This window comes from Streptomyces sp. IBSNAI002 (genome assembly GCF_052244475.1).
Classification (GTDB): domain Bacteria; phylum Actinomycetota; class Actinomycetes; order Streptomycetales; family Streptomycetaceae; genus Streptomyces.
Genome location: NZ_JBQPXG010000002.1, coordinates 6048003 through 6071299, shown reverse-complemented (window position 1 = coordinate 6071299; position 23297 = coordinate 6048003). Strand labels below are relative to the sequence as shown.

25 protein-coding genes are annotated in these 23297 nt (G+C 71.8%); 2 read left to right on the top strand and 23 right to left on the bottom strand.

Translation table 11 applies throughout. From position 1 onward, the window contains the following. Window positions 1-57 precede the first annotated feature (57 nt). Entirely contained in the window at window positions 58-1308 is a 1251-nt protein-coding gene (locus ACTVZO_RS29300; RefSeq protein WP_443301171.1) for a cytochrome P450, read from the top strand. Window positions 1309-1326: 18 nt separating this feature from the next. Here ACTVZO_RS29300 and ACTVZO_RS29295 read toward each other — a convergent pair whose 3' ends face one another. The 9 genes from ACTVZO_RS29295 to rpsB form a co-directional block, all read right to left on the bottom strand. Further along, window positions 1327-2370: an ABC transporter ATP-binding protein gene (locus tag ACTVZO_RS29295; protein ID WP_443301170.1), complete on the bottom strand. Its 1044-nt coding sequence runs from the start codon at window positions 2368-2370 to the stop codon at window positions 1327-1329. Further along, window positions 2370-3986 (bottom strand): ABC transporter permease, encoded by a 1617-nt coding sequence (locus ACTVZO_RS29290; protein ID WP_443303302.1) that lies wholly within the window; start codon window positions 3984-3986, stop codon window positions 2370-2372. The genes ACTVZO_RS29295 and ACTVZO_RS29290 overlap by 1 nt, the downstream gene beginning before the upstream one ends. Window positions 3987-4081: 95 nt before the next feature. Next, a complete protein-coding gene (locus ACTVZO_RS29285; RefSeq protein WP_443301169.1) occupies window positions 4082-5182 on the bottom strand; it encodes a thiamine ABC transporter substrate-binding protein in 1101 nt (366 codons plus the stop codon). Window positions 5183-5433: 251 nt separating this feature from the next. Further along, window positions 5434-6546 (bottom strand): 23S rRNA (adenine(2503)-C(2))-methyltransferase RlmN, encoded by a 1113-nt coding sequence (rlmN, locus tag ACTVZO_RS29280; protein ID WP_443301168.1) that lies wholly within the window; start codon window positions 6544-6546, stop codon window positions 5434-5436. A gap of 209 nt (window positions 6547-6755) precedes the next feature. Then, the gene (locus tag ACTVZO_RS29275; RefSeq protein ID WP_362302606.1) at window positions 6756-7832 is read right to left on the bottom strand and encodes a phosphatidate cytidylyltransferase; all 1077 of its coding nucleotides are present in this window, start codon (window positions 7830-7832) and stop codon (window positions 6756-6758) included. Further along, the gene (gene frr, locus ACTVZO_RS29270; protein ID WP_383800871.1) at window positions 7832-8389 is read right to left on the bottom strand and encodes a ribosome recycling factor; all 558 of its coding nucleotides are present in this window, start codon (window positions 8387-8389) and stop codon (window positions 7832-7834) included. The genes ACTVZO_RS29275 and frr overlap by 1 nt, the downstream gene beginning before the upstream one ends. An 85-nt stretch (window positions 8390-8474) precedes the next feature. After that, a complete protein-coding gene (pyrH, locus tag ACTVZO_RS29265) occupies window positions 8475-9254 on the bottom strand; it encodes a UMP kinase (protein ID WP_073913371.1) in 780 nt (259 codons plus the stop codon). A 162-nt stretch (window positions 9255-9416) separates the two neighbouring features. Next, entirely contained in the window at window positions 9417-10253 is an 837-nt protein-coding gene (gene tsf / locus ACTVZO_RS29260) for a translation elongation factor Ts (protein WP_384231867.1), read from the bottom strand. 135 nt (window positions 10254-10388) lie between these two features. Beyond that, window positions 10389-11288 carry a 30S ribosomal protein S2 gene (gene rpsB, locus ACTVZO_RS29255; protein ID WP_384231869.1) on the bottom strand — a complete coding sequence of 300 codons (900 nt, stop codon included), beginning with the start codon at window positions 11286-11288 and terminating at the stop codon, window positions 10389-10391. Window positions 11289-11536: 248 nt separating this feature from the next. On the opposite strand from rpsB, the gene ACTVZO_RS29250 reads away from it, so the two are divergent. After that, window positions 11537-12046: a M23 family metallopeptidase gene (locus ACTVZO_RS29250; protein WP_443301167.1), complete on the top strand. Its 510-nt coding sequence runs from the start codon at window positions 11537-11539 to the stop codon at window positions 12044-12046. Here ACTVZO_RS29250 and ACTVZO_RS29245 read toward each other — a convergent pair. The 14 genes from ACTVZO_RS29245 to rimM form a co-directional block, all read right to left on the bottom strand. Continuing rightward, window positions 12000-12557 carry a TetR/AcrR family transcriptional regulator gene (locus ACTVZO_RS29245; RefSeq protein ID WP_443303301.1) on the bottom strand — a complete coding sequence of 186 codons (558 nt, stop codon included), beginning with the start codon at window positions 12555-12557 and terminating at the stop codon, window positions 12000-12002. The two genes, ACTVZO_RS29250 and ACTVZO_RS29245, sit on opposite strands and share 47 nt — an antisense overlap. Before the next feature lie 52 nt (window positions 12558-12609). Then, window positions 12610-13446, bottom strand: a complete 837-nt coding sequence (whiG, locus tag ACTVZO_RS29240) for an RNA polymerase sigma factor WhiG (RefSeq protein ID WP_443301166.1) — start codon at window positions 13444-13446, stop codon at window positions 12610-12612. Window positions 13447-13665: 219 nt separating this feature from the next. After that, a complete protein-coding gene (dprA, locus tag ACTVZO_RS29235; RefSeq protein WP_443301165.1) occupies window positions 13666-14904 on the bottom strand; it encodes a DNA-processing protein DprA in 1239 nt (412 codons plus the stop codon). Further along, complete coding sequence (locus ACTVZO_RS29230) at window positions 14901-16535, bottom strand: YifB family Mg chelatase-like AAA ATPase (protein WP_443301164.1); 1635 nt, start codon at window positions 16533-16535, stop codon at window positions 14901-14903. Before ACTVZO_RS29230 ends, dprA begins: the two co-directional genes overlap by 4 nt. After that, window positions 16535-16906 (bottom strand): YraN family protein, encoded by a 372-nt coding sequence (locus tag ACTVZO_RS29225; protein WP_443301163.1) that lies wholly within the window; start codon window positions 16904-16906, stop codon window positions 16535-16537. The genes ACTVZO_RS29230 and ACTVZO_RS29225 overlap by 1 nt, the downstream gene beginning before the upstream one ends. 107 nt (window positions 16907-17013) lie before the next feature. Further along, entirely contained in the window at window positions 17014-17322 is a 309-nt protein-coding gene (locus ACTVZO_RS29220) for a DUF2469 domain-containing protein (protein ID WP_005311352.1), read from the bottom strand. Window positions 17323-17377: 55 nt separating this feature from the next. Continuing rightward, window positions 17378-17845, bottom strand: coding sequence for an NUDIX hydrolase (locus tag ACTVZO_RS29215; RefSeq protein WP_443301162.1), 468 nt, complete (start codon window positions 17843-17845; stop codon window positions 17378-17380). Window positions 17846-17927: 82 nt separating this feature from the next. Continuing rightward, window positions 17928-18710: a signal peptidase I gene (lepB, locus tag ACTVZO_RS29210; protein ID WP_443301161.1), complete on the bottom strand. Its 783-nt coding sequence runs from the start codon at window positions 18708-18710 to the stop codon at window positions 17928-17930. A gap of 42 nt (window positions 18711-18752) precedes the next feature. After that, window positions 18753-19649 (bottom strand): signal peptidase I, encoded by an 897-nt coding sequence (gene lepB, locus ACTVZO_RS29205; protein ID WP_443301160.1) that lies wholly within the window; start codon window positions 19647-19649, stop codon window positions 18753-18755. A 113-nt stretch (window positions 19650-19762) separates the two neighbouring features. Continuing rightward, the gene (gene lepB / locus ACTVZO_RS29200) at window positions 19763-20632 is read right to left on the bottom strand and encodes a signal peptidase I (RefSeq protein ID WP_443301159.1); all 870 of its coding nucleotides are present in this window, start codon (window positions 20630-20632) and stop codon (window positions 19763-19765) included. Beyond that, entirely contained in the window at window positions 20625-21347 is a 723-nt protein-coding gene (gene lepB, locus ACTVZO_RS29195) for a signal peptidase I (RefSeq protein WP_443301158.1), read from the bottom strand. Before lepB (ACTVZO_RS29195) ends, lepB (ACTVZO_RS29200) begins: the two co-directional genes overlap by 8 nt. Window positions 21348-21392: 45 nt before the next feature. Beyond that, a complete protein-coding gene (rplS, locus tag ACTVZO_RS29190; protein WP_073911044.1) occupies window positions 21393-21743 on the bottom strand; it encodes a 50S ribosomal protein L19 in 351 nt (116 codons plus the stop codon). Window positions 21744-21876: 133 nt separating this feature from the next. Next, window positions 21877-22698: a tRNA (guanosine(37)-N1)-methyltransferase TrmD gene (gene trmD / locus ACTVZO_RS29185; RefSeq protein WP_443301157.1), complete on the bottom strand. Its 822-nt coding sequence runs from the start codon at window positions 22696-22698 to the stop codon at window positions 21877-21879. Further along, window positions 22698-23267, bottom strand: a complete 570-nt coding sequence (gene rimM / locus ACTVZO_RS29180) for a ribosome maturation factor RimM (protein ID WP_443301156.1) — start codon at window positions 23265-23267, stop codon at window positions 22698-22700. The genes trmD and rimM overlap by 1 nt, the downstream gene beginning before the upstream one ends. Window positions 23268-23297: the final 30 nt, after the last annotated feature.

Below are 23297 nucleotides of genomic sequence, written 5' to 3'. Positions count from 1 at the left end.
CCCCGACCGCGCCCGAGACCCCACCGCGCCCTCCCCCGAGGATCACGAGGACCCGTCATGACACAAGCCATCCTGCGGGAGATCATCGACTACGCGAACCGCGCTAACCCGTACCCGCTGTACGAGGAGCTCCGCAAGACCCCGGTCTCCCACGACGGGGACGGCCCCTACGTGGTCAGCACGTACTACGAGATCCAGAGCCTGCTGCACGACCCGCGGATCAGTTCCGACGCCAAGAACCTGAAGTCGACCGGGAACGACCCGCTGGGCCAGTCCGAGGACGAGGGGACGGGGACGGCCCTGCCGCCGTCCTTCCTCAAGCTCGACCCGCCGGACCACGACCGGCTGCGGCGGATGACGAACCGGCCCTTCGGGCCGCCGCACGCACCGCACCGGGTGCACGACATGCGCGACGAGCTCGGGGGGCTCGTCTCCGGGCTCATCGACTCCATCGCCACCCGCGGGAACCTGGACCGCGTCGACCTCGTGGACCAGTTCGCGTACCCGTTCCCGGTCACGGTCATCTGCCGGCTGCTCGGCGTGCCCCGCGAGGACGAACCGAAGTTCCACGTCTGGGCGGAGACCCTCGCCGCGAGCCTGGACCCGGACCCGGACGCGGACCCCACCCAGCACGGCAAGGGCGCGATGGACGCCCGGATGGAACTGGGCATGTACCTGGCCGGGCTGATCGAGGAGCGGCGCAAGAACCCGGGGAACGACATGCTGTCGCAGCTGGCGACCGATGACGGCCCGGACGGGTCGATGACCACCATGGAGGCGCTCAGCACCTCCGCGCTGCTGCTGATCGCGGGCCACGAGACCACCGTCAACCTGATCACCAACGGCATGCTGACCCTGCTGCGCCACCCGGACGTCCTCGACCGGCTCCGCGAGGACCCGGGCCTGTCCGTCCCCATCGTCGAGGAGCTGCTGCGGTACGAGCCGCCCGTGCAGCTGCTCCCCCAGCGCACCACCCTGTCCGACATCGAGGTCGCCGGAGTCACCATCCCCAAGGGCGCTTCCCTGTGGCTGATCCTGGCCTCCGGGAACCGTGACCCGAAGCGGTTCGAGAACCCGGACCGCTTCGACCCCGACCGCAAGGACATCCAGCACCTCGGCCTCGGCAGCGGCATCCACAGCTGTTTCGGGGCGCCGCTCGCCCGCCAGGAGGCGCAGCTCGCCCTGAGCGAACTCGCCCGCCGGCTGGAGAACCCCCGCCTGCTGGAGGACCCGCCGCCGTACCGTCAGAACGCGGTCCTGCGCGGCCCGCGCCACCTGCCGATCGCCTGTGACGGCATCCGTCCCTAGGCCGTCCCCGGGCCGTCCCTAGCCCGTCTCTTCCGGCCCCGGGTCCGCCGGGAGGAGGACGACCTCGGACGGGGTGAAGGTCACGGCGACCCGGTCGCCCGCCGCCGGCGCCCCCTCCAGTCCGCATTCCGCCTCCAGGAGCGGCCCCGCCTCCGGCCGCAGCAGCAGGGCGACGTGCGTGCCGCGGAAGGTGCGGGACACCACCTCGCAGCGCAGGCCGGCGGCGCACAGGACCACCCCGGCCGGGCGGATCAGCAGCCGCCGCTCCCCCTCGGGGGACCCCTCCGGCACCGGGACCTTGCCCCAGGGGGTCCCGGCCGCCGTCCCCGAGACGACGGCCGGGACCACGTTCTCGAAGCCGAGGAACCGTGCCACGAACTCCGACGCGGGCCGCTGCCACACCTCCAGCGGGCTCCCGGCCTGCGCGATCCGGCCGTCCCGCATCACCACCACCCGGTCGGCCAGCGCGAAGGCCTCCCCCTGGTCGTGGGTGACGGCGAGGACCGTCGTGCCCAGCCGGGCGAACAGCTGCCGGAGCTCCACCACGAGCCGCTCCCGCAGCCCCCGGTCCAGCTGGCCCAGCGGTTCGTCCAGCATCAGCAGCCGCGGCGAGGGGGCCAGAGCGCGGGCCAGCGCGACGCGCTGCTGCTCGCCGCCGGACAGCGAGGCCACCGCGCGGTTCTGGGCGCCGGGGAGGCCGACCAGCTCCAGCAGCTCCGCGACCCGGGCCTCGTACGAACCGCGGCCCGCGCCCCGCATCCGCAGGCCGAAGGCGACGTTCCCGCCGACGTCCCGGTGCGGGAAGAGCTGGTGGTCCTGGAACATCAGGCCCACGCCCCGCCGGTGCACGGGCACGCCGGCCTGGTCGGCCCCGCCCAGCGCCACCCGGCCCGCGGACACCGGCTGGAGCCCGGTGACCACCCGCAGCAGGGTCGACTTGCCGCTCCCGCTCGGCCCGAGCACGCACACGGTCTCGTGCTCGGCGACCTCCAGGTCCACCTCGTCCACGACCGCGCGCTCACCGAAGCGGACCGACACCCCGTCCAGCCGGAGCAGTGTCATCAGAATTCTCCCGAGGTCTTGTCGGGACGCAGTCGCTCCAGCACCAGCAGGGACACCGCGCACACCAGCATCAGAATCGTGCTCAGGGCCATCGCCTGCCCGTAGTTCATCTCCCCGGCCCGTCCCAGCAGCCGCGCCACGGCCACCGGCAGCGTCGGGTGGTCCGGCCGGGCGATGAAGACGGTCGCGCCGAACTCCCCGAGCGAGACGGCGAAGGCGAAGCCCGCCGCGATCAGCAGCGCCCGCCGCACCAGCGGCAGGTCCACCTCCCGCCAGGCCCGCAGCGGGGAAGCGCCCAGCACGGCCGCGGCCTCCCGCAGCCGCCCGTCCACCGCGCGCAGCACCGGGAGCATGGTCCGCACGACGAACGGCACGCCCACCAGGGCCTGCGCGAGCGGCACCAGGATCCACGAGGTCCGCAGGTCCAGCGGAGGCTCGTCCAGGGTGATCAGGAAACCGAAGCCCACGGTCACGGCGGACACCCCGAGCGGAAGCATCAGCAGTGCGTCGAAGCCCCGTACGAACCGGCCTCCGCGCCTGGTCAGGGCCGCGGCCGCGAGCCCGCCGATCAGCAGGGCGATGACGGTGGCGGCGAGCGCGTACTGCAGGGAGTTCCAGATCGCCTCCAGCGGCGGCACCAGGAAGGTTCCGCCGCCCGCGCCCACCTCCTGGAGCGCCCGGTAGAAGCCGAGGCCGTAGCCGCCGGGTGCGTCGAAGGACCGCTCCACCAGCACCGCCAGCGGGGCCACGATCAGCAGGGCGACCGTCAGCAGCACCCCGCCCAGCAGGCTGCGCTGCGCCCATCCGCGCGGCCGGTGCGCGGTGCGCCCCGGGTCGACCAGCCGCAGCGCGGTTTCCCGCCTGCGCACGGTCCGGGCGTGCACGGCGAGGATCCCGCCGATCGCCGCGAACTGCACCATCGTCAGCACCGCGGCCGTGGGCAGGTCCAGGAGCTGCGCGGTCTGCCGGTAGACCTCCACCTCCAGGGTGGAGTAGGCGGGCCCGCCCAGGATCAGTACGACCCCGAAGGAGCTGAAGGTGAACAGGAACACCATCAGCGAAGCGGCGGCCACGGCCGGGGCCAGCGAGGGCAGCGTCACCCGCCGCCAGGCGGCGAACCGGCCGGCGCCCAGCACCCGGGCGGCCTCCTCCTGACGCGGGTCCAGCTGGGCCCACAGCCCGCCGACCGTCCGGACGACGACGGCGTAGTTGAAGAAGACGTGCGCGAGGAGGATCGCCCAGACCGTGGTGTCCAGCCGGACGCCGGCCAGTTCGTCGAGCAGCCCGCCCCGGCCGACCAGCGCGAGGAAGGCGGTGCCGACCACCACGGTCGGCAGCACGAAGGGGACGGTCACCAGGGCCCGGAGCAGCTGCTTGCCGGGGAACTCGAAGCGCGCGAAGACGTAGGCGCCGGGCAGTGCGATCAGCAGGGTGAGCGCGGTGGAGGCGAGCGCCTGCCAGGTGGTGAACCACAGCACGTCGGCGATGTCGGGCCGGGTCAGCACCTCGCCGATCCGGCCGAACTGCCAGCCGGCGTCGGTCTTCAGCCCGCGGCCGACGATCGCGGCCACGGGGTAGGCGAAGAAGAGTCCGAAGAAGGCGAGGGGCACGGCCATCAGGGCGAGCCGTACGGCCGTGGCCCGCCCGCTTTCGCCGGAGCCGGGGACCGGCGCGGCGCCCCCCGACGCCGCGCCCGTGCCCTTGGTGCCGCCTACTTCACGACGAGCGAGGTCCATGCCTTGACCCACTGCTCACGGTTCTTGGCGATGGTCTCGGGAGCCACGGTCTCGGGCTTCTCGACCACCGCTCCGTGCTTGGTGAACAGCTCCGGCAGGGCCGCGTCCTTCGTCACGGGGTTCACGAACATCTGGAGCGGCATGTCCTCCTGGAACTTCTTGCTGATCAGGAAGTCCACGAGGGCCTTGCCGCCCGCCTCGTTCTTCGCGCCCTTGAGCAGGCCCGCGAACTCGGTCTGGCGGAAGCAGGTACCGGTGGCGACACCCGTCGGGGCCTCGGCCGGCTGCGGCTCGGCGTACAGCACCTCGACCGGCGGGCTGGAGGCGTAGGAGACGACCAGCGGGCGGTCGCCCTTGGCCTTCTTGCCGCCCGCGGAGCCGGAGAAGCGCTCGTTGTAGGCCTGCTCCCAGCCGTCGACGATCTCGACGCCGTTGTCCTTGAGCTTGCTCCAGTAGTCCTTCCAGCCCTCGTCGCCGTACTTGCCGACGGTGGCGAGCAGGAAGCCGAGGCCGGGCGAGGAGGTCGCGGCGTTCTCGGCGACCAGCAGGTTCTTGTACTCCGGCTTGATCAGGTCGTCCAGCGTCTGCGGCGGGGCGATCTTCCTGTCGGCGAAGTAGGCCTTGTCGTAGTTGACGCAGATGTCGCCGGAGTCGACCGGCGTGACCCGGTGCTCCTTGTCGAGGACGTACTCCGGCTTCACGTCGGCCAGGCCCTTGGCCTCGTACGGGGTGAAGATCCCGTTGTCGAGGGCGCGCGAGAGCAGGGTGTTGTCCACGCCGAAGAAGACGTCGCCGCGCGGGGAGCCCTTGGTGAGGATCTCCTGGTTCAGCGCGGCGCCGGCGTCACCGGACTTCAGCACCTTGACGGTGTAGCCGCTCTGCTGTTCGAACTCCTTCAGGACCGCGTCGGTCACGTTGAAGGAGTCGTGGGAGACGAGCGTGACGGTCGTGGACTTCGGGGCGTCGCTCGCGCCCGCGGTCTTGTCCTTGGCGTCGCCGCCGCCGCAGGCGCTGAGCGTGGTGACGCCCAGCGCGGCCGCGAGCGCCGCGCCCGCGATCTTCTTGGTGGTGCTCACTGGTGATTCCTCCTGGATGACCAGGAGAAGACGCGGCCCTGCCCGGCGCTCTCTCGGAGCGGACGCCGGGCAGGGCGCAACAGCATGAGTGGTGACCGAACTTCCTACCCCGAATGACCGGGGCGAGGTTCAGAGGGTCTGCGGATGACGGATACCGCACTCTCAGCGCTGTGGCGCTCCCCTGTCGGAATATGAAATTGGTTCGGCCACAGGGTACCCCGTGGCCGAATACGGACGTCCCGAGGCGGAAACTAGCGCTCCGAGGCCGCGAGCTGGCCGCAGGCGCCGTCGATCTCCTGGCCGCGGGTGTCCCGTACGGTCACGGGCACGCCGTGCCGGGCGATGGCCTCCACGAAGGCCTTCTCGTCCTCGGGCCGCGAGGCGGTCCACTTGGAGCCCGGGGTCGGGTTCAGCGGGATCAGGTTGACGTGGACGCGCTTGCCCTTGAGCAGCCGGCCCAGCAGGTCGCCGCGCCAGGCCTGGTCGTTGATGTCGCGGATCAGGGCGTACTCGATGGAGATCCGGCGGCCGGACTTCTCGGCGTACTCCCAGGCCGCGTCGAGGACCTCGCGCACGTTCCAGCGGGTGTTCACGGGCACCAGCGTGTCGCGCAGCTCGTCGTCGGGGGCGTGCAGCGAGACCGCGAGGCGGCACTTGAAGCCCTCGTCGGCGAAGCGCAGCATGGCCGGGACCAGGCCGACGGTGGAGACGGTGATGCCGCGCTGCGACAGGCCGAGGCCGTCGGGCTCCGGGTCGGTGAGCCGGCGGATGGCGCCGACCACGCGGTTGTAGTTGGCCAGCGGCTCGCCCATGCCCATGAAGACGATGTTCGACAGCCGCGCCGGGCCGCCGGGGACCTCGCCGTCGCGCAGCGCGCGCATGCCGTCGACGATCTGGTGCACGATCTCGGCGGTGGAGAGGTTGCGGTCCAGGCCGGCCTGGCCGGTGGCGCAGAACGGGCAGTTCATGCCGCACCCGGCCTGTGAGGAGATGCACATCGTGACCCGGTCGGGGTAGCGCATCAGCACGGACTCGACGAGCGTGCCGTCGTGCAGCTTCCACAGGGTCTTGCGGGTGGTGTCGTCGTCGCACGAGATGTGCCGGATGACGGACATCAGGTCCGGCAGCAGCTCCTGCTGGAGCTTCTCGCGGGAGCCCGCCGGGATGTCGGTCCACTCGGCCGGATCGTGCGCGTACCGCGCGAAGTAGTGCTGCGAGAGCTGCTTGGCCCGGAACGGCTTCTCGCCGATCGCGGCCACCGCCTCGCGGCGCTCGGCAGGAGTGAGGTCGGCGAGGTGCCGCGGAGGCTTCTTGGCGCCTCGGGGCGCGACGAAGGTGAGCTCTCCCGGAACGGGGCGGGCCATGATCGGATACTCCTCGATGGGGCGAGGTCCGGGCGCGCTGCTCCGCCGGTGCGGAGCGGACCACGGCTCGACTGGAGCCTGGAGACCTCTCACGGGCCGTCCCCGCAGTCGCGGAGAACGGCAAAGGCGCGCCACTCGCGAGTGGCGCGCCTTTTAGGATAACCCGCTCCGCGGGGGCCGGCCGGTGCCGACGGGTTCCGCGGCCCCGGTCAGCCGGTGCCGACGAAGGCCGCCAGCAGCAGCCACACGACCGGGGCGGTCGGCAGCAGCGAGTCCAGCCGGTCCATGATGCCGCCGTGGCCCGGGAGCAGGGTGCCCATGTCCTTGATGCCCAGGTCACGTTTGATCATGGACTCGCCGAGGTCGCCCAGCGTGGCGCTGACCGCGACCGCCAGACCCAGCAGCAGGCCCTGCCACCAGGAGCCGCCGTCGATCAGGAACTCCATGCACAGCGCGCCCGCCGCCATCGCGAAGGCCACCGCGCCGAACAGCCCCTCGCGGGTCTTGCCGGGGCTGATGCGCGGCGCGAGCTTGGTCTTGCCGAACCGCCAGCCGACGGCGTAGGCCCCGGTGTCGCTGACCACCGTCAGCACCAGGAAGGTGACCACGCGCTGCGGCCCGTCCTCCGCGGTGAGCAGCATCGCGACGAAGGTGGCCAGGAAGGGCACGTAGAACGCCGCGAAGACGCCCGCCGTGACGTCCTTGAGGTAGTCCTCGGGCGGCTCGGTCATCCGCCAGACCAGGACGGCCAGGGCCGTCAGGGCCATGGCCACCCAGGCGCCCTCGGCTCCCCGGACGTATCCGGCGATGACCATGGCCGCGCCGCCTACGGCGAGCGGGACCAGCGGGGCCTTGATGCCCTTCTTCTCCTGCAGCCGGGAGGTGAGCTCCCACAGGCCGACGACGACCGCCACGACGATGACGCCGACGAACACCGCCTTGACGATGAACAGCGAGGCGAAGATCACCGCGCCCAGGCCGACACCGACACCTATGGCAGCGCGCAGGTCCCTCCCCGCCCGCTTCTTCGGCGGCGGGGGCGAGGCGTCCTGCGGGGCCTGCGAAGGCGGGGGCGGGGGGCTGGGCATGGGCTCCTGCGGCGGCGTTTCGGCGCGGAAGAGGGGGCCGCCGTCCGCGGCGGCCCCCCGATCGCGTGCTTCCCGGTCGTCGAAGTCACGGCCGGCGGCATCGGGCACGATGGGCATGGGCCGAGTGTGCGGGCCCACCTGCGCATCGTATGCGGGACCCGCCGGAACCGGCTCCGGCTGCCAGGAAGAGTCGTTCATCAGACTTCGAGGAGCTCGGCTTCCTTGTGCTTCAGGAGCTCGTCCACCTGCGCGACGTACTTCGCGGTGGTGTCGTCGAGCTCCTTCTCGGCGCGGCGCACCTCGTCCTCGCCGGCCTCCTTGTCCTTGACGAGCTTGTCAAGGGCGTCCTTGGCCTTGCGGCGGACGGCGCGCAGCGAGATCTTCGAGTCCTCGGCCTTGGTGCGCGCGACCTTGATGTACTCCTTGCGGCGGTCCTGCGTCAGCTCGGGGAAGGTCACCCGGATGATGCTGCCGTCGTTGCTCGGGTTGACACCGAGGTCGGAGTCGCGGATGGCCTGCTCGATGTTGCGCAGGGCGCTCTTGTCGAACGGGGTCACGATCGCCATGCGCGGCTCGGGCACCGAGAAGGAGGCGAGCTGGTTGATGGGCGTGATGGCGCCGTAGTAGTCCGCCACGATCTTGTTGAACATCGCCGGGTGCGCACGACCGGTGCGAATCGCGGCGAAGTCTTCCTTGGCGACGACGACGGCCTTTTCCATCTTCTCCTCGGCCTCGAGGAGGATCTCTTCGGTCACCACGTGCTCCTGCATGTCTTGAATGGATGGTTCAGGCGGGCATGACGGGCGGGGCCGGTCCGGGCTCGGTCCGGCAGCGGACTGCTCAGGCCCGGGTTCCCTGGTCGCTGACGAGCGTGCCGATCTTCTCACCCTTGACGGCGCGGGCGATATTGCCCTCGGCGAGGAGCTCGAAGACGAGGATCGGCAGCTTGTTGTCGCGGCACAGCGTGATGGCGGTGGCGTCCGCGACCTTCAGGTCGCGGGAGAGGACCTCGCCGTACTCCAGCGCGTCGAACTTCACCGCGTCCGGGTTCTTCTTCGGGTCGGAGTCGTAGACCCCGTCGACCCCGTTCTTGCCCATGAGCAGGGCCTCGGCGTCGATCTCCAGGGCGCGCTGGGCGGCCGTGGTGTCGGTGGAGAAGTACGGCATGCCCATGCCGGCGCCGAAGATGACGACGCGCCCCTTCTCCAGGTGCCGTACGGCGCGCAGCGGGATGTACGGCTCCGCGACCTGGCCCATGGTGATGGCGGTCTGCACGCGGGAGTCGATGCCCTCCTTCTCCAGGAAGTCCTGGAGGGCGAGGCAGTTCATCACGGTGCCGAGCATGCCCATGTAGTCGGACCGTGCCCGGTCCATGCCGCGCTGCTGGAGCTCGGCACCGCGGAAGAAGTTTCCGCCGCCGATCACGACGGCGATCTCCGCGCCGTCACGGACCACCGCGGCGATCTCGCGCGCGATGGCGTGGACGACGTCGGGGTCGACGCCCAGTCCTCTGCCACCCGAGAAGGCCTCGCCCGACAGCTTCAGCATGAAGCGGCGGCCCTTCTTGTCCTGGTCGCTCTTGTCGTCGGATGCGGTGTGGGGGTCCACGCCCTGATTCATGGAGATCTCCTCGTGCACATACGAAGAAGGCCATTGCCGGTGGGTCCTTGCGGTTCCCTCTGCGGCAATGGCCTCCTCGTCAGATCTGCGGTCGCCTCGCGCAAGCGCGGGCGACTGCCTCAGACCCTACCGGGGTCCGGTGTCCGTCGTGTACGGACGGACTCAGATGCCGACCTTGATGCGGCTGAAGCGCTTCAGGGTGACACCGGCCTCGTCCAGAACCTTCTGGACGGACTTCTTGTTGTCCAGCGCGTACGGCTGGCCGAGGAGGGTGGCCTCCTTGAAGAAGCCGTTGACGCGACCCTCGACGATCTTCGCGATGGCAGCCTCGGGCTTGCCCTCCGCGCGGGTGACCTCTTCGGCGATGCGACGCTCGGACTCGACCTTCTCGGCCGGGACGTCCTCGGCGGACAGCCACTGCGGGGAGAACGCGGCGATGTGCTGCGCGACGCCGCGGGCGACCTCGGCGTTCTCCTTGTCGAGCTCGACCAGCACGCCGATCTGGAACGGCAGGTCGGGCATCGTGCGGTGCATGTACGAGGTCACGTAACCGCCGGTGAACTGCGCGAAGCGGTCCAGGACGATCTTCTCGCCGAGGTTGGCGTTGGCCTCGTCGACGAAAGCGGTGACGGTCTTGCCGGGCTCGATCTCGGACGCGAGCAGCGCCTCGATGTCGGCCGGGGAGGTGGCGGCCACGTGGGCGGCCAGCTGGTTGGCGACGGCCAGGAACTTCTCGCCCTTGGCGACGAAGTCGGTCTCGCACTTCAGCTCGACGAGGACACCGGAGGTGTTGTCGTCGGCGATGAGGGAGACGACGGCACCGTTCTCGGCAGAACGGCCCTCGCGCTTGGCGACGCCCTTCTGACCCTTGATGCGGAGGGCTTCCTGGGCCTTCTCGACGTCACCGTCGGCGTCCACGAGCGCGTTCTTGCAGTCCAGCATGCCGGCGCCGGTGAGCTCGCGGAGCTTCTTGACGTCAGCGGCGGTGTAGTTCGCCATGAGTCTGTGATTCTCTCTCGAAGTCGTAGATCTACGGGTGAACGGCGGAGGCGCCGCGCCTCGGGCGCGGCTCCCCCGCCGTCATCGTCCGTGCTGCGAGTGCCCGGCGCGTGAACGCCGGGCGCTCTCAGTGGGTCAGGCCTGCTCGGCGTCGGCGGCCGGGGCCTCGACAGCCTCGGTGGCCTCGGCGGCCGGGGCCTCGACGGTCTCGGCGGCGGCCTCGGCCGGAGCGGCCTCAGCGGCGTCGTCGGCCTTCTTGTCGCCCTCGAGCAGGTCGCGCTCCCACTCGGCGAGCGGCTCGGCGGCGGCCTTCTCGCCCGGCTTCGAGTCACCGGTCGCGGCACCGGAACGGGCGATGAGGCCCTCGGCGACGGCGTCGGCGATCACGCGGGTGAGCAGGGTGACGGAGCGGATCGCGTCGTCGTTGCCCGGGATCTTGTAGTCGACCTCGTCGGGGTCGCAGTTGGTGTCGAGGATCGCGACGACCGGGATGTGGAGCTTGCGCGCCTCACCGACGGCGATGTGCTCCTTCTTGGTGTCGACGATCCAGACGGCGCTGGGGACCTTCGACATCTCGCGGATACCACCGAGGGTCTTCTCCAGCTTGGTCTTCTCGCGGGAGAGGACCAGGAGCTCCTTCTTGGTGAGACCCGAGGCGGCGACGTCCTCGAAGTCGATCGCCTCAAGCTCCTTCAGACGCTGGAGGCGCTTGTAGACGGTGGAGAAGTTGGTGAGCATGCCACCCAGCCACCGCTGGTTGACGTACGGCATACCAACGCGCGTCGCCTGCTCGGCGATGGCCTCCTGGGCCTGCTTCTTGGTACCGACGAACATGATGGAGCCACCGTGCGCGACGGTCTCCTTCACGAACTCGTAGGCGCGGTCGATGTACGACAGCGACTGCAGCAGGTCGATGATGTAGATGCCGTTGCGCTCCGTGAAGATGAAGCGCTTCATCTTCGGGTTCCAACGGCGGGTCTGGTGACCGAAGTGGACGCCGCTTTCCAGCAGCTCCCGCATCGTGACGACGGCCATGGCCATCTCCTTGGTTTCTCGGTTTGGTTCCTGACGCCCCGCCGCGCCCTGCCCCGATAGGGACCGAGAGACGCTCTCACCTGGCCGTTTCCGGCTGGTGCTGGGGCGTGCGAAGTCGACCCGGTGACCCGGATCGCCACAAGAAGTGTACGGGACCCGGCGGTATGCCGGGTGACGCCGTTGTCCACACCCGGCGGGCTGTCCACAGGGCGTCCCGCCGGACGGCCGTCCACGGGACCCTGAGCGCCATGACGACACTGCTGCTCAGCCTGCTGCTGACCCTGGTCCAGGCCGCCGTCCCCGGGGTGCGGCCGCTGCCCGCGCCCCTGTCCGTGGCGCGCTGGTGGGATCCTCCGGCCACCCCGTACGCGGCCGGGCACCGGGGCGTGGACCTGTCCGCCCCGGTGGGCACGGAGGTCCGGGCCGTCGGCCCGGGCCGGGTGCACCACGCCGGCCCGGTCGCGGGCCGCGGGGTCCTCTCGCTCACCCTCCCGAACGGACTGCGCACGACGTACGAGCCGGTCCGCGCGCTGGTCACGGAGGGCGAGGCGGTCGCGGCGGGGCAGGTGGTGGCGGTCCTCACGGAGGGCTCCCACTGCCCGGCGCCGTGCCTGCACTGGGGCCTCCTGGCGGGCGAGACCTACCTCAACCCGCTCACCCTCGTCCCCCGCCCGACCCCGCGGCTCCTGCCGCACACCGGGCCCGGCGGCGTCAGCCCCGCACGCCCCGCAGGGCCATGGTCACGGCCGTCTCCGTGATGACCTCGGGGTCCTCGGCCGCGCCGAGCTCGATACGGCGCACGGCCGCGTCCACGACACCCTGGAGCAGCATCGCGGCGAGCCTCGGCTGCTCCTGCCCGAGGGCTCCCAGCGCCTCGACGATCATCGCGATCAGCCCCCCGTGGGCCGCGCGGATCTTCTCCCGCGCGCCGGCGTCGAGCTCGCTGGCCGAGATGGCCACCACCGCCCGGTGCCGCCGGTCGCCGACCAGGCCGAGCTGGCTGCGCACATAGGCCTCGATCTTCGCCTCGGGCGACTCGGCCTGCTCCATGGCGGCCTCGATCTCGGCGGCCCACACGGGGAAGTCCACCGCGCACAGCTCCTCGACCACGGCCGCGCGGGAGCGGAAGTACTCGTACACGGAGGACCGGGCGAGCCCGGTCCGCTCCGCCAGGGCGGGGAAGGTCAGCGCCTCCGTCCCGCCTTCGGACAGCAGGGAACGCGCGGCGTCCAACAGGGCGCCGCGCTGCATCGACCGGTGCTCGGCCACGGAGGCCGCTCGAATCCTGGGCACGTCTCCACTCTACGGAGGTGCCGCAAGCTCACCGCCCCACATCGGCGAGCTTCGCCCGCAGTTGCAGCACCGACTTGGTGTGGATCTGGCTGACCCGGCTCTCGGTGACGCCCAGCACGTTGCCGATCTCGGCCAGTGTGAGCCCCTCGTAGTAGTAGAGGGTGACCACCGTCTTCTCCCGTTCGGGAAGGGTGTTGATGGCCCGCGCCAGCAGGCGCCGCAGCTCCCGGTCCTCCGCCACTTCCACGGGGTTGTCGGCTGCGGTGTCCTCCAGGGTGTCCATCAGCGAGAGGCGGTCGCCGCCCTCCCCGCCGACGTGCAGCAGCTCCTCCAGGGCGACCACGTTCGCCAGGGACAACTGGCTGAAAACCGTGTGGAGGTCCTCCACGCCGATCCCCATCTCCCCGGCGACCTCGGTCTCCGTCGGAGTGCGCCTCAGCTGGGCCTCGAGCGTGGCGTAGGCCCGCTCCACGGCCCGCGCCTTCTGCCGGACCGAGCGCGGGATCCAGTCCAGAGCGCGCAGCTCGTCGATCATCGCCCCGCGGATCCGGGTGATCGCGTACGTCTCGAACTTGATCGACCGGTCGATGTCGAACTTCTCGATGGCGTCGATCAGGCCGAACACCCCGGAGGAGACGAAGTCGGCCTGCTCCACGTTGGGCGGCAGCCCCACGCTCACGCGGCCGGCCACGTACTTGACCAGCGGCGAGTAGTGCAGGATCAGCTGCTCCCGCAGCCGCTCGTCACCGGAGTCCTTGTACGAGCGCCAGAGCACCTCCAGGGACGAGGGCGCGGTGGACCGCCCACTGCCGCGGGCAGCGGGGGGCACCGCAGCGCGGTCGGACCCTGAGGTGTGCTGGGGCATGCTTCGCCTTTGCCGGAGCCGGATTCCTTGGGAGCGTAGCGTGACGGGAGTGTCGCGGTGCGCGAAGAGTACGGGATGGCGCGGGGACACAAGGGCGCCCCGACTCGCACGGGCGACCCGGGACCGGCGCCTGGCACACGGTCCCGGCGACTGCCACCGGGAGGACCGCGTCTCGCGGCGTTTCTCATCGGGCTCACTCTTTCACCGGAACGCCCCAGGTCAACGACCGCCTCGCCGGTCGGCCCCGGTTTGTGTGCCGCCTCCAGCCGGTTGTCCGGCCAACTGCCAGCCGTCGCCCTGCCGTTCGACGAACCCCAGAGAGTGAAGTTCGTACAGTCTGCCGATGACTTCATCGGTGCCGTTGCCGGAGGCACGTGCCAGTTCCTCCGCCCGGACCGCCCGCCCGGCCGGGAGCGCGTCGAGCACCCGGCCGGTCTCCCCGTCCAGCAAGTCCCGGGCCAGCACGGGTCCGCGCCGCTCGGGGGCCAGCTCGCCCATGGAGCCGACGAGTTCGACCACCTCCGCCGCGTCGGTGACGAGCACGGCATCGCCCCGCAGCAGTTCGTGCACCCCGGCGGACAGTCCGCTGGTGGCCGGTCCGGGGATGCCCATCGTGAACCTCCCGAGCTCCTGGGCCCGCCGGGCGGTGACCAGCGAACCGCTGCGGTGGGCGGCCTCCACCACGACCGTGCCGCGGGTGAGGGCGGCGATGACCCGGTTGCGCAGGACGAACCGGCTCCGGGTGGGATGGCTTCCGGGTGCCAACTCGCCCAGGACCAGCCCCTGCCCGGCGATCCGGCCGAGGAGCCCGGCGTGTCCGCGGGGATAGGCGACGTCCACCCCGCAGGCGAGCACCGCCGCGGTGGCTCCGCCCGAGGCGAGGGCCCCTCGGTGCGCGGCGCCGTCGATCCCGTACGCGGCTCCGGAGACGACCACCCAGCCCCGCTCGGCGAGCCCGGCGGCCAGCGTCTGGGCCATGTGCGCCCCGTACGGGGTACAGGCCCGGGCCCCGACCACGGCGACCGAGCGCAGCGCCCAGGTCCGCAGGTTCGGCCGGCCCCGCAGCCACAGCCCCACGGGCCGGGCGTCCCCGAGATCGTCGAGCTGGGTGGGCCACTCCGCCGACCCGGGACATACGAACCGGCCCCCCGACGCGGCGGCCGCCGCCAGGTCCCGCCGGGGTTCGGCCAGCGCGGCCCGTCCGCGGTACCCGTCGAGCCGCTCGGCCCCCACCCCCGCCGGAGCCTGCGCCTCGGGCCCGGTCAGCCTCCGTATCAGCCCGACCGCCCCGTACTCCCGCAGCCAGCGCCCGCCCCGCTCCTCCCCGGGCTCCAGCACCCGCGTCAGCGCCGCCCTGGCCAGCAGCTCCCGCTCCCACTCCGCGCCCCCGGCCGGGATGGCCCCGCCCCCGGCACCCGGGCCGCCGGACGTCGGCTCGGTGTCCCCCGGCCCCGTCATGGCCCGGCCCCCGCCGTCAGGGTCGCACCGCGGGCGATGCCGGTGCGCAGTTCCAGGGCCACGGCCACGTCCAGCGCGTCGGGCCGGTCGCGCCCCCGCAGATCGGCGACGGTCCAGGCGACGCGCAGCACCCGGTCCAGCCCGCGTGCGGTGAGCAGCCCGCGCTCCAGGTCCCGCTCGGCCTGTGCCAGCGCTCCGGGGGCGGCCCGCCACCGGGTGCGCAACTCCTGTCCGGGCACTTCGGAGTTGAGCCGCCACGGGGTGTCCGCGAGCCGGACCGCCGCGCGGTCCCTGGCTTCCCGGACCCGGTCGGCCACGGCCGCGGTGGACTCTCCCCGGCCGCCCTGCCCGAGCAGGTCGGACCGGGTCACGGGCTCGACCTCCACCCTGAGGTCCACCCGGTCGAGCAGCGGGCCGGACAGCCTGCCCTGATAGCGCCTGATCACCGACGGCGGGCATTCGCAGCCGGCCCCGTGCAGGGTGTGGCGCCCGCAGGGGCACGGGTTCGCCGCGAGGACCATGAGGAACCGGGCCGGCAGCCGTACCACCCCGGCCGCCCGGGCGATGACCACGTGACCCGATTCGAGCGGCTGCCGCAGGGCGTCCAGCGCCCGGCTGTGGAACTCGGCGGCCTCGTCCAGGAAGAGGACGCCCCGGTGGGCCAGCGAGACGGCCCCGGGCCGGGGGACCCCGCTGCCGCCGCCCACCAGCGACTGCATGGTCGCCGAGTGGTGCGGCGCGCAGTAGGGCGGCCGGACGACGAGCGGTTCGCCGGGCGGGAGGATCCCGGCCACCGAGTGGACGGCGGTGACCTCCACGGACTCCTGGCGGGTGAGCGGCGGCAGGATCCACGGGAGCCGTTCGGCCAGCATGGTCTTGCCGGCCCCGGGAGGCCCGCTGAGGAAGAGGTGGTGCCCCCCGCCGGCCGCCACTTCGAGGGCCCGGCGCGCGGTGTGCTGCCCGGCCACGTCGGCGAGGTCGGGGAAGTCCCCGGCGTCGCCCTGGCCGGAGCGGCCGGGCGCCAGGCCGGTGCCCAGGCCGGCCCCGGGGAGGACCAGGCCGGCCAGCATCGGGTCGGGGCGGCCGGGCGGTTCCGGGGGCTCCTCCTCGGGAACCGGTTCGCCGGTCAGCACCGCGATCAGCTGGCGCAGGCTGCGCACGCCGAGCACCGAGACGTCCGGCACCAGCATGGCCTCGGCGGCGCACCGCTGCGGGACCACCACCTGCCGGTATCCGGCCTCGGCGGCGGCGAGGACCGCCGGGAGGACCCCGCGGACCGGGCGCACCCGGCCGTCCAGCCCGAGCTCTCCGATCAGGACGAGATCGGCGATCGCGGCCGGGTCGACCACCTCGGCGGCGCCGAGCACGGCGGCCGCGACGGCCAGGTCGAAGCCCGCTCCCGACTTCGGGACGGAGGCCGGGCTGAGCCCGACGGTGAGCTTCTTCTGCGGCCACGCCGCACCGGAGTTGACCACGGCGGCCCGCACCCGGTCCCGGCTCTCGACCAGGGTCTTGTCGGGGAGCCCCACCAGCGTGAAGGCCGCGACCCCGGGCTCCAGGTCCGCCTGGACCTCCACCACCACCCCGTCGACGCCCACCAGGGCCACCGAACAGGCTCGGGCGAATCCCATCAGGCCACCCCCCTGACGTGCTCCACCACGGGCGCACCGCGCCGCGGCAGCAGGACTCCGACCAGGTCGATGCGCACCCCGCCCGGCGGCGGTCCGCCGTGGTCGGCGAGCCATCGCCCGGCGAGCAGGCGCAAGCGCTCGGCCTTGCCGGGCCGCACGGCGGCCATGGGATGTTCGAAGGTCCCCGCCCGGCGGGTCTTCACCTCGCACACGACGAGGGCGTCACCGTCCCGGGCGACGATGTCGATCTCCCCGCCGCGGCACCGCCAGTTCCGCGCGATCACGGTCATCCCGGCCTCGGCCAGCCGCCGCGCCGCGAGGTCCTCGCCGTACCGCCCCAATGCCTGCTGTGCCACGCCCTTCGCGTTCATCCGGCACCACCTCCGGTACCGACGATCGCGCGCCCCCGCCCACCTTGTGGATCTTGGTGGACAACTCCGCCGCTGTGGATAACCCGGTCACCCGTACGGCGGAGAAATCAGCTGCCCGGCAGTTCGAGGTCGCTCTTGTTGAGCTCCTCGATGTTCACGTCCTTGAACGTCAGCACCCGCACCTGCTTCACGAACCGGGCCGGCCGGTACATGTCCCAGACCCAGGCGTCGGCCATGGAGACCTCGAAGAAGACCTCGCCCTGGACCGAGTGCACCTGCATCTCGTAGTCATTGGTGAGGTAGAAACGACGTTCGGTCTCGATCACGTACTTGAACAGCCCGACGACGTCGCGGTACTCCCGATAGAGCTTCAGCTCCATCTCGGTCTCGTACTTTTCGAGGTCCTCGGCACTCATGGCATGTTCCCCTTCAGCCGTGCGTCCCCCTATTGTGCGCCAGGCCCCCGCGCCCCTAAACGATTTCCGGGGCCAGGACCACCGGCGCACCCGGAGGACCGTCGTCGAGCAGCGTACGGAGCAGCTCGGCGAGTCTGGTCGGGTACACCGTCTCACGTGCCGACAGAAGTTCCTCGGAGGTCCACCACCTGGCTCCGGAGACACTGCGCCGCTCCAGCTCGGTGAGCCCGCCCTGCTCGGTCTCCGTCTGGGCGGTTCGGGCCAGGAAGTACCACTCGTCCTGTTCCCAGCGGCGTCCGTCGAAGGGGAAGGAGCAGTACCGGCGCCACAGCACCGGCCCGAGATCCACCTGTGTGATCCCCGTCTCCTCCGCCAGTTCCCTGAGCGCCGCCTGCTCGCGGCTCTCACCGTCCTCGAGCCCGCCGCCCGGGGTGAACCACCAGTCGTCGGCGGGATCCGCCGGTTCGAAGCCGTGCAGCAGCAGGATCCGGTCCGCCGGGTCCAGCAGGATCAGCCGCGACACCTTCCGGAGACCGGGCGGCGGGCCCGGGGAAGGGACGGGCGACGGGGACGGGCCGGGGGACGGGGACGCGGCCCCCGACGGGTCAGTGGACACCGGCCCGCTCCCGCCTCCGCCCGCGCCCCAGAACCCGTACGAGGGGCCCGTACGCGGCTCCCAGCAGCACCAGTACGGCGCCCGCCGCCACGATCACGGCCTGGAGCCGCAGCGGCCCGGGCCGGGAGGTTCCGCCGGGCAGCGCCTCGTACGTACGGGGCCGCTCCAGCATCGACATGGAGGGCCAGGCCACGGCGTCGACACGGGCGCTGACGGTGGACCGGGGCACGGTGCCCTGCCCGGCCTCCTGGAGGTGGGCCCGGGAGTCCACGGACGCGGCCCGGCGGTCACCGAGCAGGAAGAGGTTGCCCTCCGGAACCGTCACCTCGAAGGGGGTCCCGGGGGCCGCGGCCTGCCCGGGCGGCATCGCCAGTCCCGAGTCGGGCTTGGTGTGGTCGGCGTACGGCTCGTCGAGGGCGGTGCCGTTCACGCTGAGCTCGCCGCCCGCGCCGCAGCACTTCACGGTGTCGCCGCCGACGCCGACGACCCGCTTGACCATGGGCAGATCGCTCCACATGGAATCAGTAAAGATGACCACGTCCCCACGGCGCACCTCGCCGCCGTCGATGCGCTGGGCCAGCACCCGGTCCCCGGGCAGCACCGTGGGCATCATCGAGTCGGTGGGCACGGTGTAGGGCCGGTAGACCAGCGCCCCCCAGACGAAACCGCCGAGGAAGAGCGCGAAGCCGACGGCCACGGCGATGCCCGACAACACGTTGCCGAGACCACCGTGGCCGTCCTTGCCACTGCGTATTGCCCTTGTTCCGCCCATTGCAGCGCCCCCACGTCGGAGATCGTCGACCTGGGCGGCACCCTACCCGGCGGTACGGCCCCTGGTCAGCCTCCGGCGGCGCCACATGACCAGCGGTACTGCGCCCGTGAGCCCGAGCGCGGCCGGCCCCAGTCCGACCGGCGTCAGCCCGGCGGCGCCGAGGCCGAGCGCGGTCGCCTCGGCCTGGTTGCCGATGCCCGGCTGGTCGAAGGTTTCCGGGATCGGGAGGGTGGACCAGCGGGTGATCGGCCACGCGACCACGATGGCCCGCCCGACGACCTTGTCCACGGGCACGAAGCCGTGGGTGGAGTCCTGCATGTGGTAGCGGGAGTCCTGGGAGTTCTGGCGGTGGTCGCCCATCACCCAGATCTTGCCCTTGGGGACGGTGATCGGACCGAAGGGGGCGTCGTCGCAGGGGGTGTTGCCGGGGAAGATGTACGGCTCGTCGAGCGCCTTGCCGTTGACGACGACCGGTCCCCCCTTCTTGCACTCGACCGTGTCCCCGCCGATGGCGATGGTCCGCTTGATCAGGTCCTTCTCGGCGGCGTCCGGCATCAGGCCGATCTTGCTGAGGAACTGCTGGGCGAGGTTCGGCTCCGGGGTGGGCTCGCCGGACAGCCAGTTCGCCGGGTCGTGGAAGACGACGACCTCGCCCCGCTCGGGCTCGGAGCCGAACCACGGGGTCAGCTTGTCGACCAGTACCCGGTCCCCGCGCTGCAGGGTGTTCTGCATCGAGTCGGAAGGGATCGAGAACGCCTGGACGAGGAAGGTCTTGATCAGCAGGGCCAGCAGCAGCGCGATGCCGATCAGGAGCGGAAGCTCCTTCCAGAACGAGCGGTGCGGTCGCGCCTTCGCTCCGTCCTCCTCGGCCTCGTGCCCGACGGCGTCGTCCGGCCGCTCCTCACCCTCGTCGCGTCCGGATCGTGCGCCTACCGCCACGTCCCCCACATCCACTCCTCAGTCGGATTTCGCCGCCCGCCCCGAACGGAAAACGGGCCCTCCCCTCCCTTAACGAGCGGGAGTTCCCTAAGGCGCGGGAGACCCAGGACACACTATGCGAACGGCGGGGTCCGGCGGCGCCGACGACGCCCCCGTACCTCGCGTCGCGCCTGATCGGGGACCATCCGGAAGGTGGCGGGCGTGTCGAGCCGGCTCCAGTGCCCGAACGGCCATGCGATCACCACGGCCTCGCCCACGACCTCGTTCTCGTCGATGGTGCCCTCGAAGGCCTCGTCGAGGTGGTAGCGGGAGTCGGCGGAATTGGCCCGGTGGTCGCCCATCACGAAGATCCGGCCCGGCGGCACCCGCACCTCGAAGCGGATCTCCGAGGGCGCGTTGCCCTCGTTCACGTAGGGCTCATCGAGCGGCGAGCCGTTGACGCTGACCCGCCCCCGGGCGTCGCAGCACTTGACGGTGTCGCCGCCGACGCCGATGACGCGCTTGATCAGGTCCTGCTCGTCCGCCGAGGGCAGCAGGCCGATAAAGGTGAGAGCCTGCTTGATCTGCTTGATCCCGACCGGGTCCGGGGCAGGCCGGGCGGCCTCCCGGGTGAGCCAGCCGCCGGGGTCCTTGAACACGACGACGTCGCCGCGCTCGACCTTGGAGCCGAACCAGGGGGTCAGCTTGTCCACAAGCACCCGGTCGCCGATCCGGATGGTCTGCTCCATGGAACCCGACGGGATGAAGAAGGCCTGCACGAGGAAGGTCTTGAGGAGCAGGGCTATGCACAGCGCCACGACCACCAGCAGGGGCAGCTCACCCGCCCGGCGCGTGCGCCGGCGCCGCCGCACCCGGCGGGCCGTTCGGCGCCGCTCGGCCCGGCCGCCCTCGGGGGCGGCGGGCTCCGGGGCGGCGGGCTCCGGCTCCGGCTCGGGTCTGGGCTCCGGCTCCCGCCCGCCGCGCGGCCGCCCGCGGCTACCCATGGCCGCCGCCCGCCCTGCCCCAGCGCGACAGGGGCCAGCCGATCCACTCGGCCCGCCCGATCACCTTCTCCACCGGCACCATCCCCCCGCCCGGTTCCCCCAGGTGGTCCCGGGAATCCCGGGACTGGGAACGATGATCACCCATCACCCACAGGGTCCCAAGGGGTACGACGATCCGGAAGGGCACCTTCGAGGGCGTGTCGCCCGGGTACAGGTACGGCTCCTCCAGCGGGACGCCGTTGACCTCGATGCGGCCCCCGGCGTCGCAGCACACCACGTCGTCGCCGCCGACGCCCACGACCCGCTTGACGAAGTCGGTGTCGGCCGGCTCCGCGAGCCCGAGCGCCGAGGCCGCGCCGTGCAGCAGCTCGCCGACCGGGTTGCCCGCGGGGCGTTCCCGTACGAAGGATCCGGTGCCGTCGAAGACCACCACGTCACCGCGGCGCGGCTGCTCGCCGAAACGGTACGCCAGCTTGTCGGCCAGGACCCGGTCGCCGACCTTGAGCGCCGGCTCCATGGAGCGGCTCGGGATCAGGAACGGCTGGACCACGAAGTTGCTGAACAGCAGCAGGAAGACGGTGCAGATCACGCCGAGCGCGCCGGCCCGCCGCCAGGTCAGCGGCCGGAGGACCGCGGAGAACGCAAAACGCGGCCGCCCCTCCCCCTCGACGGGGGAAGAGTGGCCGCGCTGCGTGTGAGGTGCTTCGGTGTCCATCGTGGGGCGAGCCTATCCGGCCACCCCGGAACACCGGAGGCGACCTCAGTTGTCGCGCTTCTCCTTGATCTTCGCGGCCTTGCCGCGGAGCTCACGGAGGTAGTACAGCTTGGCGCGGCGCACGTCACCGCGGGTGACGAGCTCGATCTTCTCGAAGATCGGGGAGTGGACCGGGAAGGTACGCTCCACGCCGACGCTGAAGGAGACCTTGCGAACGGTGAAGGTCTCGGAGACACCGGCGCCCTGGCGGCGGATGACGACACCCTTGAACTGCTGGATACGGGAGCGGTTGCCCTCGATCACGCGGACGTGCACGTTGATCGTGTCACCCGGGCGGAAGGCCGGGACGTCCGAGCGGAGCGCGGCGGCGTTGACGCCATCGAGCAGGTGAGACATGTTCTTCGTCTGCTTTCTTCGCACGACGCCACAGGTCGCCGGTGCGGGTTTCCGTAGAGAATTCGGGAGCCGTGGAACCCGGCGGGCGACGGTCCCCCTGTGGCAGGGGCGTCCGCGAGCACACAGCAGCCGCCTATTCTTCCACGGCCTGCGGCCTGCGCCAAAATCGGCCGTCCGCCGACGGCGCCCAGCCCAGGATGGACAGGATCTCGCGGTCCTTCTTGTCGAACGCGGAGGCCTCGCAGCGCTCGATCAGGTCCGGACGGTTGCGGGCGGTCCGGCGGAAGGCCTCGTCCCGCCGCCAGCGGGCGATCTTCCCGTGGTGGCCGCTGAGCAGCACCTCCGGGATGCCGCGGCCGCGCCACTCGGGGGGCTTGGTGTAGACGGGCCCCTCCAGCAGGTTCGCCATCTCTCCGGGGGCGAAGGAGTCGTCGCGGTGCGATTCGGCGTTGCCGAGCACCCCGGGGAGCAGCCGGGCCACGGCCTCGGTGACGACCAGGACGGCGGCCTCGCCGCCCGCCAGTACGTAGTCGCCGATGGAGACCTCGTACACCGGCATGCGCGTGGCGTACTCGTCCATGACGCGGCGGTCGATGCCCTCGTAGCGGGCCGGTGTGAAGATCAGCCAGGGCCGCTCGGAGAGTTCGACGGCCAGTTCCTGGGTGAAGGGCCGGCCGCTGGGGGTGGGGACGACCATGACGGGCCCGTGCGCGCCCGTCTCGTAGCCGTCGGCCAGCGCCGTGTCCAGGGCCTCGCCCCACGGGTCGGTCTTCATGACCATGCCGGGGCCGCCGCCGTAGGGGGTGTCGTCGACCGTGTTGTGCCGGTCGTACGTCCAGTCCCGCAGGTCGTGGACGTGCACGTCGAGCTGGCCGCGGGCGCGCGCCTTGCCGACGAGGGAGACGTTCAGCGGTTCCAGGTACTCGGGGAAGATCGTGACGACGTCGAGACGCATCAGGCGTCGTCCCCGGAACCCTGGGCGTCCTCATCGCGGGTCGAGACGACGACCGCATCGCGCTCGTCGATCAGCCCGGGGGGCGGGGTGATGACGCAGCGCTGCTCCTCCAGGTCGATCTCGGCGACGATCTCCTCCACGAAGGGGATCATCACCTCGGAGCCGTCCGGGCGCTCGACGATGAAGAGGTCCTGCGAGGGCAGGTGGGAGATCTCGGTGATCCGGCCGATCTCGGTGCCGTCCTCCAGGACGACGTCGAGGTCCATCAGCTGGTGGTCGTAGTACTCGTCGGGCTCGTCGGGCAGCTCCGCCGGGTCCACGTCCGCGATCAGCAGGATGTTGCGCAGCGCCTCGGCGCCGGAGCGGTCCTTGACGCCCGCGAAGCGGAGCAGGAGCCGGCTGCTGTGTACCCGGCCGGTCTCGATGGTCAGCGGTCCCGCCGACGCCGGTTCGGTCCGGAGCACGGCGCCGGGGCTGAGCCTCAGCTCCGGCTCGTCGGTGCGCACCTCGACGGTGACCTCACCCTTGATGCCGTGGGCGCGGCCGATCCGCGCGACTACCAGCTCCACTGTTCGCTCTCCTCTTTGCGGCCAGCCCGC

Bases quoted from the DNA above. Each gene is read 5' to 3' on its own strand.
- ACTVZO_RS29300 (WP_443301171.1), top strand. From the start codon at position 58: ATGACACAAGCCATCCTGCGGGAGATCATCGACTACGCGAACCGCGCT.
- ACTVZO_RS29295 (WP_443301170.1), bottom strand. From the start codon at position 2,370: ATGACACTGCTCCGGCTGGACGGGGTGTCGGTCCGCTTCGGTGAGCGC.
- ACTVZO_RS29290 (WP_443303302.1), bottom strand. From the start codon at position 3,986: ATGGCCGTGCCCCTCGCCTTCTTCGGACTCTTCTTCGCCTACCCCGTG.
- rlmN (WP_443301168.1), bottom strand. From the start codon at position 6,546: ATGGCCCGCCCCGTTCCGGGAGAGCTCACCTTCGTCGCGCCCCGAGGC.
- ACTVZO_RS29275 (WP_362302606.1), bottom strand. From the start codon at position 7,832: ATGAACGACTCTTCCTGGCAGCCGGAGCCGGTTCCGGCGGGTCCCGCA.
- pyrH (WP_073913371.1), bottom strand. From the start codon at position 9,254: ATGAATCAGGGCGTGGACCCCCACACCGCATCCGACGACAAGAGCGAC.
- tsf (WP_384231867.1), bottom strand. From the start codon at position 10,253: ATGGCGAACTACACCGCCGCTGACGTCAAGAAGCTCCGCGAGCTCACC.
- rpsB (WP_384231869.1), bottom strand. From the start codon at position 11,288: ATGGCCGTCGTCACGATGCGGGAGCTGCTGGAAAGCGGCGTCCACTTC.
- ACTVZO_RS29250 (WP_443301167.1), top strand. From the start codon at position 11,537: ATGACGACACTGCTGCTCAGCCTGCTGCTGACCCTGGTCCAGGCCGCC.
- whiG (WP_443301166.1), bottom strand. From the start codon at position 13,446: ATGCCCCAGCACACCTCAGGGTCCGACCGCGCTGCGGTGCCCCCCGCT.
- dprA (WP_443301165.1), bottom strand. From the start codon at position 14,904: ATGACGGGGCCGGGGGACACCGAGCCGACGTCCGGCGGCCCGGGTGCC.
- ACTVZO_RS29230 (WP_443301164.1), bottom strand. From the start codon at position 16,535: ATGGGATTCGCCCGAGCCTGTTCGGTGGCCCTGGTGGGCGTCGACGGG.
- ACTVZO_RS29225 (WP_443301163.1), bottom strand. From the start codon at position 16,906: ATGAACGCGAAGGGCGTGGCACAGCAGGCATTGGGGCGGTACGGCGAG.
- ACTVZO_RS29220 (WP_005311352.1), bottom strand. From the start codon at position 17,322: ATGAGTGCCGAGGACCTCGAAAAGTACGAGACCGAGATGGAGCTGAAG.
- lepB (WP_443301161.1), bottom strand. From the start codon at position 18,710: ATGGGCGGAACAAGGGCAATACGCAGTGGCAAGGACGGCCACGGTGGT.
- lepB (WP_443301159.1), bottom strand. From the start codon at position 20,632: ATGGGTAGCCGCGGGCGGCCGCGCGGCGGGCGGGAGCCGGAGCCCAGA.
- lepB (WP_443301158.1), bottom strand. From the start codon at position 21,347: ATGGACACCGAAGCACCTCACACGCAGCGCGGCCACTCTTCCCCCGTC.
- rplS (WP_073911044.1), bottom strand. From the start codon at position 21,743: ATGTCTCACCTGCTCGATGGCGTCAACGCCGCCGCGCTCCGCTCGGAC.
- trmD (WP_443301157.1), bottom strand. From the start codon at position 22,698: ATGCGTCTCGACGTCGTCACGATCTTCCCCGAGTACCTGGAACCGCTG.